Origin of the sequence: Abiotrophia sp. HMSC24B09 (assembly GCF_001815865.1) — a bacterium.
GTDB lineage: Bacteria > Bacillota > Bacilli > Lactobacillales > Aerococcaceae > Abiotrophia.
Map to the genome: position 1 here is coordinate 108,504 of NZ_KV822203.1, position 12,402 is coordinate 120,905.

Annotated in this window: 13 protein-coding genes; 1 reads left to right on the forward strand and 12 read right to left on the reverse strand. The window is 53.8% G+C overall.

Features of this window, described 5'->3' with window-relative positions:
• Window positions 1-46 precede the first annotated feature (46 nt).
• From HMPREF3093_RS05300 to HMPREF3093_RS05350, 11 genes are read right to left on the reverse strand one after another with little or no spacing between them, the layout of a single operon-like run.
• Window positions 47-946, reverse strand: coding sequence for a DUF7916 family protein (locus tag HMPREF3093_RS05300; protein WP_070755970.1), 900 nt, complete (start codon window positions 944-946; stop codon window positions 47-49).
• Between the two features lies 1 nt (window position 947).
• The gene (locus tag HMPREF3093_RS05305) at window positions 948-1,691 is read right to left on the reverse strand and encodes a copper homeostasis protein CutC (RefSeq protein WP_070755972.1); all 744 of its coding nucleotides are present in this window, start codon (window positions 1,689-1,691) and stop codon (window positions 948-950) included.
• Window positions 1,688-2,863, reverse strand: coding sequence for a M20/M25/M40 family metallo-hydrolase (locus tag HMPREF3093_RS05310; protein WP_070755974.1), 1,176 nt, complete (start codon window positions 2,861-2,863; stop codon window positions 1,688-1,690). Before HMPREF3093_RS05310 ends, HMPREF3093_RS05305 begins: the two co-directional genes overlap by 4 nt.
• Window positions 2,864-2,865: 2 nt before the next feature.
• Entirely contained in the window at window positions 2,866-3,828 is a 963-nt protein-coding gene (locus tag HMPREF3093_RS05315) for a glycosylasparaginase (protein WP_070755976.1), read from the reverse strand.
• 28 nt (window positions 3,829-3,856) lie between these two features.
• Window positions 3,857-4,960, reverse strand: coding sequence for a M42 family metallopeptidase (locus HMPREF3093_RS05320; protein WP_070755978.1), 1,104 nt, complete (start codon window positions 4,958-4,960; stop codon window positions 3,857-3,859).
• Window positions 4,950-5,960 carry a hypothetical protein gene (locus tag HMPREF3093_RS05325; protein WP_070755980.1) on the reverse strand — a complete coding sequence of 337 codons (1,011 nt, stop codon included), beginning with the start codon at window positions 5,958-5,960 and terminating at the stop codon, window positions 4,950-4,952. The genes HMPREF3093_RS05320 and HMPREF3093_RS05325 overlap by 11 nt, the downstream gene beginning before the upstream one ends.
• A 10-nt stretch (window positions 5,961-5,970) precedes the next feature.
• Window positions 5,971-6,477 (reverse strand): GrdB-related putative oxidoreductase, encoded by a 507-nt coding sequence (locus tag HMPREF3093_RS05330; protein WP_070755982.1) that lies wholly within the window; start codon window positions 6,475-6,477, stop codon window positions 5,971-5,973.
• A 58-nt stretch (window positions 6,478-6,535) separates the two neighbouring features.
• Window positions 6,536-7,888, reverse strand: coding sequence for a PTS sugar transporter subunit IIC (locus tag HMPREF3093_RS05335; RefSeq protein WP_070755984.1), 1,353 nt, complete (start codon window positions 7,886-7,888; stop codon window positions 6,536-6,538).
• Window positions 7,889-7,923: 35 nt separating this feature from the next.
• Window positions 7,924-8,250 carry a PTS sugar transporter subunit IIB gene (locus tag HMPREF3093_RS05340; RefSeq protein WP_023391654.1) on the reverse strand — a complete coding sequence of 109 codons (327 nt, stop codon included), beginning with the start codon at window positions 8,248-8,250 and terminating at the stop codon, window positions 7,924-7,926.
• 16 nt (window positions 8,251-8,266) lie between these two features.
• The gene (locus HMPREF3093_RS05345; protein ID WP_023391653.1) at window positions 8,267-8,587 is read right to left on the reverse strand and encodes a PTS lactose/cellobiose transporter subunit IIA; all 321 of its coding nucleotides are present in this window, start codon (window positions 8,585-8,587) and stop codon (window positions 8,267-8,269) included.
• Between the two features lie 32 nt (window positions 8,588-8,619).
• Window positions 8,620-10,542: a BglG family transcription antiterminator gene (locus HMPREF3093_RS05350; protein ID WP_070755986.1), complete on the reverse strand. Its 1,923-nt coding sequence runs from the start codon at window positions 10,540-10,542 to the stop codon at window positions 8,620-8,622.
• Between the two features lie 208 nt (window positions 10,543-10,750).
• On the opposite strand from HMPREF3093_RS05350, the gene HMPREF3093_RS05355 reads away from it, so the two are divergent.
• Complete coding sequence (locus HMPREF3093_RS05355; RefSeq protein WP_070755988.1) at window positions 10,751-11,656, forward strand: CPBP family intramembrane glutamic endopeptidase; 906 nt, start codon at window positions 10,751-10,753, stop codon at window positions 11,654-11,656.
• A gap of 73 nt (window positions 11,657-11,729) precedes the next feature.
• Here HMPREF3093_RS05355 and HMPREF3093_RS05360 read toward each other — a convergent pair whose 3' ends face one another.
• Entirely contained in the window at window positions 11,730-12,386 is a 657-nt protein-coding gene (locus HMPREF3093_RS05360; RefSeq protein WP_070755990.1) for a YoaK family protein, read from the reverse strand.
• Window positions 12,387-12,402: the final 16 nt, after the last annotated feature.

The following is a 12,402-nucleotide window of genomic DNA, read 5'->3' on the forward strand; positions in this document are numbered from 1 at the left end:
GCCAGGTAGCTCAACTACCTGGCTTTCTTTGTTTACTTTTGCTGCATTAACGAATGGCGGAGCCGGCCACACGGCTCACCGTATGCCGCATGCCCCGTATGGCCACTGATAAGGCGAAGATATTTTCCACATTGGCCAAGCCGCCAAAGCCTGCGTCGCCAATATGTTGAATATCCACGCCAGCCACCTTATTGCGAATAGCAATGTCTTCCACCACCCGCGGGCTGCTGGATTCCTGGCTGGTCCCGATAGCAGATAGGACTAGGACATCGTGAGCATGGGCGTACTTGACAATGGCCACCAGCTCATCATCGGTAAAGCCCGGCACTGTTCCCACGGCCGGCACTAGGAGAATGTCGGTCCCGGCCTCTATGAAGTCCTTGGCAGTCTCAATGCTGGCCACTGGCTCCTTGGACCCAGCCCCATGCATTTTACCGGCAATAACCAGACCAGAGAAATGTTGCTTGGCTACCTTGACATAGTGGGCGATTTCCTTGTTGGTTACCCCCGTGCCAGGGTTCCCGGTCAAACAAATGAAGTCTAAACCTAGGCGGTCGGCCGCTTCTAGGGTCTCAACCGAGCAGGTCCGGCCTTTAGGCAGAACATTACGCGCCTCCACCATAATGGCGTCAGCATCAACTGGCTCTAGGTTGGCCCCAATTGGGCGGCCTGATAGGGCTTTTAGACGGCGAATGGGATCCTCTGTCCCTTGATCCAAGCCACAAATGACAGGATTAAGGACATCTAGCCCATTCAAGAGCATGAGGTCTGCCCCGAAGGCCTTAGCGATTTCCGCATTGGTCAAGTTGCTGATATAGGCAGGCACAGGTGCCACCATTTCACAACAAACGGTCCGGCCTTCAGCGGCCCAGATGGCTTGCTTGAGTTCTTCTGCACTGTAGCCAGCGTAGTCGCTGGGCAGGCATTCTAATACACGTCTTACCATATTACTCCTTCTTTCCTAGTGCTTGGCCTAGCGCGCGCGCTAGGTCCCGGTCTGCCCCTTCATAGGCTCCTCGAGGATCGTAAGCAAATGAAACAGAGCCTTGCTGGGTCGTAGGGTCTTGGTACCAGGTCTTGAAGCTGCCGTGGACTTGTTGAATGCCTGTATAGGCCACCAGGTCCTCCGCATTAGCCAAATTCAGACCGGCCCCCATGACAAATTCAATGTCTGCCCCATATTGGGCTTGATAATGAGCCAGTCGTTCTCGCCCTTCCTCGATGCTCTTGGCTCCCCCACTGGTCAAAATCCGCTGGCAACCTAGCTTAATCAAGCCTTCAATGGCTTGGTCAGGCTGGGCCACCACATCAATGGCCCGGTGGAAGACTGATTGGGCGCCATAGGTCTGACAGAGCTCAATCAGGGCCTGGTTTGCCTCCCAATTAAGCTGACCAGTCTCAGTTAGACAGCCAAAGGCCAAGCCACGGGCACCTGCTCTCAACAAGGCTTGGCCTTCTGCCAACATTTGCCTGATTTCCAGCTTATCATAGGCGAAGCCACCGCCACGTGGTCGGACCATGCAGATGATTGGCAGGGTCACGCCATTAGCTTTGGCTAATTCCAGACAGGCCACCGTTGGCGTCAGCCCCCCCAGGGCCAGGCCACTGTTGAGCTCAATCCGGTCCAGGCCAGCTTCTTGGGCAATCAGACAATCTCTGACACTGCCGGCACACAACTCAATTAGGGTCATGGACTTGCCTCCTCCACTTCTTGTTCTAGCTGCCATAAGGCCAGTAAGGCCTGGCTATAAATTTTTAGATCCGTCTCTAAATCCTCAATGCCTAGCCATTCATGAGGCAAATGGGCGATGTCCCGTTGGCCCGGGAAAGAAGGCCCGTAAGCGACGATATTAGGCACAAACTTGGCATAGGTACCCCCAGTGGTTGTGACGGGCTCAAGGGCTTGGCCGGCCACCTGGTTGTAGACCTGCTGCAAGGCCTCAATATAAGGCGACTGCTTGTCCTTGAGGACAGGCGCCCAATGGCTGAGGACCTCTATTTGGCCTGTTTCCGGCAGGCGCGACTTAATTTGGGCCAGAATCTCTTCCTGACTGCAGGTTCCTGGATAGGCCATGGACCAAGCCACCCAAGGCCGTCCCTGAGTTAGCCCCAGCTGGTAGCCCCTTAGCATCATGCGGCCAAAGTCCTGGTCCTCATAAGCAATGCCCAGCTCCCGACCATCCTTGGTGCCGGTCAGCAGATAGGCATTAACAAAGTCAAAGAGGCTGGCCACTTGATCCGAATCCACGCTAAGGGCTACCCGCAAACGCCCTCGCTCGCCATAGACGACCGGCCATTTGCAATCTGGCGTCCAACCGAAGAGGGGTGCTGCTTCCTGGGACAGATAATGCTGGATGCAGCCAAAGCCTGTCTCCTCATTGGTCCCAAATACCACCCGAATGGGATGACGGAAGTGATAGCCTAGGCATTTGAGAGCATAAAGGGCATAGAGATTGGCCAGAATGGGCCCCTTATTGTCTAGGACGCCACGCCCTTGGTAGCGACCTTGTGCTTGATTCTTGGTTAGGGTCCAGGGATCCTGCCGCCAGCCTTGACCGGCCGGCACCACATCCACATGCCCGAAAATCCCATAATAGCCAGCACCTGAGGTCGCCTGGTTAGGGTCAGGCGACCACTGGGCATAGCCAACCTTATGGTCTAGATTGACCGTCTCAAAGCCCATAGCTTTGGCCCGGTCTAGCACCCAGTCCAGGGCAGCCTTAGGTCCAGGACCATAGGGAGCGTCTTGCTCCGCCGGGCCCTGCACACTGGGAATGGCTACCAGTTGGGCTAGGTCCTGCCAGTATTGGGGTAGCAAGTCTTCCAGCAAGGCATTGAGTGCTTGAATTTGCTTGAGGGTCATGCCTACTTCACCTCCAGGGGCCGCATGCGTTGACGCACATAGTCGTCTAGCCATTCCTGACTCGCCCGTTCCAATTCCATCTGGCCAGAAGCCAGCGGATGAAGACGGTAGACGGTCAAAGGGGTGGTCTTGCTGGCCACCACGAAGGAGAAGTTGTCAATATTGGTTGCGGCCCCCCACTGGCCCTTGGCGTTCATGGCCACTACCGACAAATCGCCGGCTTGGCCGCGTTGAGCTCTCAGACGTCTGTCCAGGTCATGAACAGCCTTTTCGCAGGCCTCTTGGGGATGGTAACCCGCAGCCATCAGACCAACGATGACGTAAGACAGGACCCCTTTCATCAAATCTTCCCCTAGGCCAGTAGCGGTGGCGCCCCCAATCTGGGAGTCCACATAGAGACCCGAGCCAATAATAGGCGAGTCGCCTACTCGACCGGGATGCTTCATGAAGAGGCCACTGGTCGAGGTCCCAGCCACCATGTGATTATGTGCATCTAGGGCCACCATGCCCACGGTGTCATGGCCGTCGTAGGCAGCTAGGCCTTGTTCTTGAGCTAGCTCCACCTGGCGATTGTGGTAGTGGATTTGAGCCCGGTCTGTCAGCATTCCTTTGGCTTCAAAGCCATGGTCTAGGGCATATTGGCAGGCACCTTGGGCGACCAAGACATTATTGACCGGTTCCTGGCTGAGGCGGCGCGCCACCCCAATAGGGTTGGCAATATCCTGAATCCCGCAAACGGCCCCAAAGTCTAGGCGACTGCCGTCCATATAGGCGGCATCTAATTCTACCTGGCCTTGGCGGTTAGGCAGACCGCCGTAACCGACGGATTTATAATAAGGAAAGTCTTCGACGGCCTTGATGGCTTGCTCAATGGCGTCACCCGCAGAGCCACCGCCTGCCAAGCTAGGCAGGGTGGCCTGGACTCCTTCTAGGGCCATGCGCCAGGTCGCAATGATTCCCCACATGGCTGTCACCTTCTTTCTGTCATTGATTCTATACTTGATAATGATAATTTTGGTCCAGCAGCTGCTGGTAGATAGCCGGCGTCAAGTCCCGCGCCACGGCCACCATGAGGCGGTAGGCCGCTAGGACATCAGCCCGATGCAAGATACCCCGGTGGGTATGCATATAGCGCATAGGAATGGACAGGGTCGTCGCTAAAATCCCGGTTTGGGATTTATGGATATTGCCCGCATCTGTCCCCCCGTCTAGGAAGCAGCCCAGTTGGTAAGGAATCCCCTCCCGCTGGCAGATGCCTTCCAAGTAACGCAAGAGGCCCCGGTGGGTTACAGTCATATTATCGGCCACCGTTAGGGAGACACCCTTGCCTAGCTTAATAGGATTGTGGTCAGCTGGCGTATCGCCTGCTAGGCAGGTATCCACTGCTAGGGCAATGTGCGGCTTGACGGCTTGGGCCACGGTTCGCGCCCCCCGCAAGCCCACTTCTTCTTGAACGGTCGCCCCCAGGGTCACCTTGTTGGGACAAGAACCCTGGGCTAGGGCCTGCATGGTCCAGACTCCCAGAGCCACACTGACCCGATTATCGAAGGCCTTGGCGGCCAAATAGTCAGGATTGGCTAAGGCCTGGAAAGTGGTCACCGGGCAAACCCAGTCGCCCACCTCAATGCCCAGAGCTCGGACTTGGTCGCGATCGTCCACCCCCAGATCCAGATAGACCCGGTCCATGGGCACCACTTGCTGGCGCTGCTCAGGGCTAAGACTATGAACCTGCGGTCCAGCCAGAATCCCCGTGTAGACCCGGCCGTCCTGGGTGAAGACCTGGGCCTCTTGTTGCAAGAGGGTATGGGACCAGGAGCGCCCCACTTCCTGAATGAAGACATAGCCGGCCTCATCAATGGCCCGCACCACCCATCCGATTTCATCCATGTGGGTGGAAAAGAGCAAGGACAAGGGTGACTGGGACTGACCTGCTAGGCTGTAGAGGCCAGACCCCAAGGAGTCGGTGCCTTGCTGGCACATGGTCAGCTGCCGGTCCAAGTAGGCCCGAATGCCGGCCTCATGGCCCGACACTCCGGGTAAGCAGCATAAATCTGACAGGACTTGCCAGTCCACCTGACCTTGAGCTTCAGTGGTCATGAGGGCCACCTCCCCGACTGCCAAAGCCAAAGTCTCGGACTTGGGCTGGGGTCAGTTGGCTCAAGAAGGCCACCAGGGTGTCTCGCACGGGCTCGAAACTAGCTGGATCTAGACACTGATAAAGGCCTGGCGACTGGAGGAGTGGCAGGGCAATAACCAAGGTCGGTGCCCCCACCCCTGTCTTATGGATAAAGGCCCCATCGGTCCCGGCCTCTTGAACCTGGCCCTTGACTTGGTAACCCAGCTCCTGGGCCACTTGGCGAATGGCTTCCAACAAGGCCGTGTTAGGTAAGAGGGTCTTATCAAAATAACGCAAATAGAGACACTTAGGGTCATAGTCAGAAGCAGGAACCGGACTGGCATCCAGCACCAGGGCCAAGTCTGGTTGAATAAGATTGGTGGCGGTAATGGCCCCCCGGGTCCCCACTAGGGACTGGCTAATGCCACCCACAGCCAACTCATAGCTAATCTTATCTTGAAGTTGGCGACTCATATCCAGTATCAGCTCGAGGCTGGCCCGATTGGCCAAGTTACGACCTAGCCAGGCACCCCCACCTATTTGCCGACGGGAAAAGTCTAAGACAAAGCTGTCGCCCACCTGGATGCCCAAGTCAGCCACTTGCTGGGCTGAGGCCGCGCCTAGCGCTAGATAGGGTTGGCCCTCTACCAGGACCCCATAGCCCACATGAGGCACATGGTCCCGGCTTAAGAGGCGGACCACTTGGTTGACATAGTCGGTCTTCTGATAGCGGCCTAGGGCCACAAAGTCCAAGAGCCCATCCGGACGAACGGCTTGAATCAGACCGCCATTTTCATCCAGATTAGTGGTCAGCATGACCCGAAAGGGCGCCTGCTCCCTTGGCTTGAGGCCCAAGACAGAGCCCAGTTGATCCCGATAGAGACTGAGCCCTTGGTCGGTCAGGGCTTGGGCCAGGGCTTGATGCAGGTCGAATTCATCTCCCGACAAGGCGGGTAAATCATAGAAGGCTTTCCAATCCATAAGGCACCTCCTAGTGGAAGAAGTAAGGCCAATCGGCCTCTGCTGGGCCACTGAGAATTTCAGCAATATGGTGCAGGGCATCCGTCAGCCCTACCCCGCCCTTCTTAGGCATCTGGATCATTTTAACCTGGTCCTTGTAGCGGTCGACCACGGCCTCATTTTCGGCGGAGCAAGCCACATAGGTGCGGACAGGCGTCTGGTCTTGAATATTGGCCGCGACTTCGGCCGCCATTTGAGCGTAGGTGTCGTAGTTGAAGCAAGGGCCACACAAGAGGACATCAGGTTGCGCCTTCTTCATGAGATTGGCAATCTTGTGTAAGACTTCTTCCTTATTAGCCTGAAAATAATCAGGCCCGCAGTAGACGGTCGCCAGGACCTTGAGGTCGTGGGCCGCGAAGACGTCCTTAAACATGAGATAAGAGCCAATCCCGCCCTTTTCCAATCCCAGTGGCGTGTTGGGGCGTTCCTTGCCCCCATAACCGGCCTGAATTTGGTCGAATAATAGGATTACTTTCATCCTTATTCCCTCCTCAGCAAAAAGAGTTCAGCAGGATAGGGCTGAACTCTTCAGTTGTCTATAAATCATCGAAGGACAAGTCGTCCAAGGAAATATCATCTAAATCGTCTTTAAGGTCTTGAACTGGTTTCTCTTCTTCAGCCAAGAATTGACGGTCCATTACCTTGAAGAATGGATAGTAGATTAGGCAGTCGATGACAATTAAGATAATTTGCCAGAAGCCGGCAATCAGGTGCCCAGTGGCCAACCAACCAGAGAAGAAGAATGGGGTTGTCCATGGGATGCTGACCCCGGTAGTTCGTGGCAGAATACCGATAACTGTTGCGATAATGGATAAAATGGTGTTAACCAGTGGTGTTGCAAGGAATGGCACCAACATAATTGGGTTGAGTACGACTGGTAGCCCGAAGATAATCATTTCGTTAATCCCGAAAATCCCAGGTACAATGGCCAAACGACCCAAGGTCTTCATACGTTTGGACTTGGCAATCCCCACCATGAGGAAGACCAAAGCCAAGGTAGAACCCCCACCCCCGAAGTTGGTGAAGAAGTTACTGAAACCGTTGGTGAAGATGTTAGGCAATGGCAAGCCATTCTTGAAGGCTTCCAAGTTTTCAGTGGTCAGAGCCAGACCAATTGGCGCGAAGACCGTATTGGTAACGGCTGGCCCATTAATCCCGAAGAACCAGAAGAAGGTGGACAGGAACTGGGTCAGAGGTTCTAGAAAGACGCTGCGTCCAATCCCTAAGAGAGGTGCTTGCAGGTTGGTATAGATAAAGGTATGAGCATAGTGATAATCTGTGAGCGAGAAGCCAAGGTAAACCAAGAAGAAGGTTAACATGGCAAAGAGCGAAGGAATCAAAGCCGCGAAGGATTGAGAAACTGCTGGTGGCACCCCGTCAGGCATCTTGATGACCCAACCCTTACGTTCAATGGCTACGAAGATGCGGACCGAAACAATGGCTGTAATCATGGCCACGAACATGCCGGCGGACCCCATATTAGCATTAGCCAAACCATTGAAGACCTTGCCGGCTTCGTTGGTGAAGGCTGGGTGGGATTTAGGTGTCAGAATCAAGAAGCAGACGACGGAAATGGCTGCCCCAGCAATAGGGTCTGATTCCAGTTGACGGGCATAGGCATAACCAATCCCGATAGCCCCTAAGAGGGCGATGACACTAAAGGTGGAATCAATCACAGCATCCATGTGGTTTTCCCAACCTTGGCCGAAGAATTGGGCCATAAAGTCGGTATAACCTTCAATTGGGAAGTTACCGGCCAAAATGAAGAAGGAAGCGACAATAATGAGTGGCGTGGTCACCAAGAAACCATCACGAATAGCAATTAATACCTTATTATTGCTGAGTTTCTCGGCTGTCCCGCCCATGACTTTTTCAAGATTTGCAAACATGTGACTTACCTCTTTTCTTATAATGAGATCTGTACTTAGCCTTGCTTGTTCTGCTTGAGTAATTGAATGGCGCGCTTGAGAATGCGTTCGCCATTGACGTTACCATAATCGTCTAGGTTCATAACTTCAACAGGAATGCCCTGGGGCTCGTATTTGTCCCGGGTGGCATTGAATTTGTATTTGACTTGAGGCCCTAACAAGATGACATCAGGATGATACTGTTCCACGATGATATCGAGCTTAGAATCTGAGAAGGCCTTGACTTCAATGGGCAGGTTGTGGTCGTCCGCCACGGCCTGCATACGGCTGGCAACCAGGCTGGTCGACATGCCGGCACTACAGAATAAATAGACACGTTTCATGGTATTTCCTCCTAATCTAGGTGGTGAGCTGGTCCAAACGTTGATAGAGGGCCAGAACTTCTTCGGCTGTCACCTTAAGCAGTTCAGCACTCATGAGTTGATCTTCGGCATGAACTAACAAGAGCGAGAAAGGTGGATGGTCCCCTGCCGCATCCGCCTGCAAGAGGTCGAAATGCTGATCATGACCGGCAATCCGTTGGCTCTCCCCTTGCTCAATGGCCGCCTGGGCTTGGGCGAAGTCGCCTGTCCGGGCTAGCGCCATGGCTTCCATGAAGGAAGATCGGGCGGATCCCAAGGAAGAAATCATCTTGAAGAATACCAACTCTAAGTCATCCATACCATTACCTCCTTTCCTATAAAATAAACTTGCTAACGAGATGGATGGGGAAATTCGCCCACAATAGCGGCCAAGAAGTCGTCGCGACTGCTAGCGGCTAAGAGGGACTTGAGCTGACGCGGATGGGCTAGGCACTGGCCTAGCCATTTGAAGAAGACTTGGGTGAAGGCCCAGTCGCTGTCTTTAAGCGCCAAGAGAATGACCAGTTTAACAGGGTAGCGGCCCCACTCAATGGGACTGGCTAGATTAGCAATGGCCAGGACCGACTGGTGACTGTGGGCTTGCAGGGGATGGGGAATGGCCAAGGCATAGTCAAAATCCGTCGACGACAGGGCTTCGCGCTCCAAGACCGAAGGCAGAAAGTCCGGCGTCACATAACCGGCTTGAGCCAAATCCTGGGCCATGAGGGTCAGGACTTGCTCGGGGCTGCTGGCCTGCAAGTCTTGATAGAAGAAGCGTGACTCCAGAAAGTCCCCCAATTGTAGGGCCAGCTGGATGGCTGTTTGACGCTGTTCTACTTGGTTGAGCAGACTGACCAAGGCTAGCTCATCTTCCTCATTGAAGAAGGTAGAGACCTGCAAGGTCGGGAGGCCCAAACTCTGAGCCAGAGGCATAAAACTAATGACTAAGTCGACAGGCTGATGCAGGAGCTGGGCTTCACTGACATAATCATATTGGGCTAGAATTTCCAGCCGGTGGCCGAAGCTAGCCTTGAGCCGGTTGATTGAGGATTGCATAAGGGGATAGTGCTGGGGCGCCAACAAAATGGCTCGCGCCTTCCATGGTCGCTCCAGGCGAGAATAGGAGCTACCGATATGGACGGCAATCAGCCCGATTTCGGCTTCGGATAAGACGACCCCTAGGCGGGCGCCCAACCAGGTACTGACCGTTACCGCCAGGTCGAAGACCAGGGGATACTGGCGTTTCATATCTTGTAGGAAGAGATTGGGCAGCTCCACCTGATAATGGAGCCGTTCAATCAAGCCTTGTAGGTGGAGATGGAAGCGATCCTTAAAGTCGGCATCACTAAGAAAATCCAAGCCCACCAAGTCTTGTAGGTGCTGGCCCAAGTCTTGGACCAAGCGGGTCAAATCCAGGGGCCGGCCCTGATAGATGACCTGTGAGGCTAGCTCATGCATGGCCTGATAAGCTTCTAGCAGGCGGCCAATACTATAGGCTTCAGAGGCTGGAATCCGACACTTATATTGCTTACCCACCCCCTGCAAGAACTTGCGAGCTAAGGCTTCTTCCTTAGCCGCCAAAGGCGGTAGATCCTGACGATGATAGAGAAATTGACCGGCCAGCATACGCTGAACCGCGATCCCGACGTGTAGGAGTAAGATCGGTAAACTGGCAGGCCGAAGCTGATAGTCTGCCTGCTTAAGCAGGCCTTGAAAGTAGTGGGCCACCCAGACCATATCGAATTCTTCATAAATAGCTAAGACCTTATCCAGATTCAAGAAATCACCCTGAAGCTCTGAGGTCAGGAGCTCCCGATAGAACCGGCGCTTCTGGAATTCAGGGCCCTTAAGCTGCCAGCCCTTGGCATCATGTTCTAGGTCTAAGTCCGGGTAGGCCCCCACCAACTGACCGACTTGATGCAAATCCATGGTTAGGGTTTGGGGGCTGACATAGAGGTCTTGGCTCAGCTCCTTGAGGGTCTGAGGCTGACTGTCAGCCAATAGGAGTTTGAGTATATAATGTAGCCTTTCTTCCTGACTCTGTGGCAGGCCCAGAGGGCTGGGCTGATTGGAGTCTTCCAGGGCTTGGGCCACTAGCCGATAACCCTTGTGGTGATGAGTCTGGATGGCCCCTGGATAGTCTTGCTTTAACTTGTTCATATCAGAGCGAATGGTCCGGTCGGAGACGCCCAACAAAGCCGCTAGGTCCCGTCCCTTGAGCCAGCCTTGTGACTGGGCCAAAATGACCATGAGCTGTTCCTGTCGTGTCTGCATAAGCGCCCTCCTCCTAGGCTGTGACATCGCTTTCTCTCAATTCTATTATAACATTTTATGTGCCATCTAATCGCTAAAGTTATTTCCTAAGCTTAGGAAATGGCCGAAAAATCAAGAAAAGTATGGAACTGATTCCGAGATTGGCTGATTTTTTACATTTGCCTTGACCTGCCAATAGCCTTATACTAGAAGAAAAGGAGGTGGCTCAATGCCATTTATCAAAGCTAAATCAAGCCAAGCATCCGGTTGGGGCTGGATGCTTTCCATGCTGGCCTTCCCCCTCTTGTTTCACTACCTTCAGGACTGGCAGACCAAGGCCACCCTATGGGGCATCACACACCCCCGCTTCCAAATCCTCAATTGGACCCACCCCGACTTGGTGGCCCCACTCGTAAACGTCATGGCTCTCTTTTCGACCTTGATTCCTCTCTTGGGCTTCGCCCTCTACGGTTGGACCCTGGGCCGACGGTCCTGGCAATCCATGGGCTTCAAGCGCCCCTTGATAAGACCTTATCTGCTGGGCTTTATCCTAGGTGGACTACAATTGCTGGCCTGTCTCATCATCCCCGCCCTGCTAGGCCACTTATCGCTAGAGCGCATTAGCCAGACGCCCGCCTTAGTTACCCTACTCTACCTAGCCGGCTTCCTGGTTCAGGGCCTGAGCGAAGAAGTTATCTGCCGGGGCTATCTCATGAATGGCCTGGCCTTACGCTTTCCAACCCGGCTAGCAGTCCTGGCCAACTCCCTGATTTTCGCGGCCATGCATCTGGGCAACCCTAATGTCTCATCCCTAGCCCTAGTCAACCTGACCCTAGCAGGCCTGACCTTCTCCCTCCTCTTCGCCTATACGGAAAATATCTGGTTTGTGGGAGCGGCCCATTCGGCTTGGAACTTCGTGCAAGGCCCTGTTCTGGGCATCCAGGTATCAGGCATGAGCCTGCCTTATCCTATCTGGCACACCCGCCTACAAGGCCCTAAGCTCTGGACTGGTGGCGACTTTGGACTAGAAGGTGGTCTCTACTGCCTGATCATCGAAGTCCTAGCCATTCTGATTCTAGTCTATCTACTCAAGGCCAAGGCCCAGAAAAAAGTTCAACTAGAAGCAAAAAGCTGAGACATAGTCTCAGCTTCTTTTTTCACCACATAAAAAATCCCCTTATATCCTATATGATATAAGGGGATTTTGCTTAGGCTGCTTGATAACAGTGGCGGAGGATAAAGTAATAGGTCCCCGTCACCAGATAGGCCATGGCCAAGACCAAAATCATACTGATAGCAGAATGATTAAGCCAGATATAGGTCAGGAGCCCTCCTACTAGGAAGCAGGCAATGCTTGCCATGTAGAAGATAATCTTGTGGCCATCTTCCTTATAGCCCCGCAAGTAACGTCCTAGCGCAAAGCCCGTATCTGTCAAGTAACCCGTAAAATGCGAACTGCGGACAATCATGCCGCGATAGTAGATGAACATACCGTTTTGGGTCCCCATACCGAAGGCCAGGAGATAGAGCCAGCTAGCCTGCCAGTTGAGGGCATAGCTTAAGCCCAATAAGAGGCCAAAGCTAATCAGCAAAACGCCGTAACGGTTGGCCAGGCGAAAGGATTTATCAGAGAATAAGAGGCCGCTTAAAATGCTCCCAGCCATAAAGGCCAGCAAGGTCAAGGCCAGACGGCTGGTCGTTTCCCCATCACCCCGCACTAAGGCTAGGACTAGTTGGGACAGGTTGCCCGTCATGTGGGTCGATGGCGTGGCTACCAGCCACAGAGTGGTCACATTGACTGCCCCCGCCAGGCTACTGAGTAAGCCAATCCAAATGGCTAGCAGGATTCCTTTAGGCTCTTTCATTGCTTTACTCCTCTCA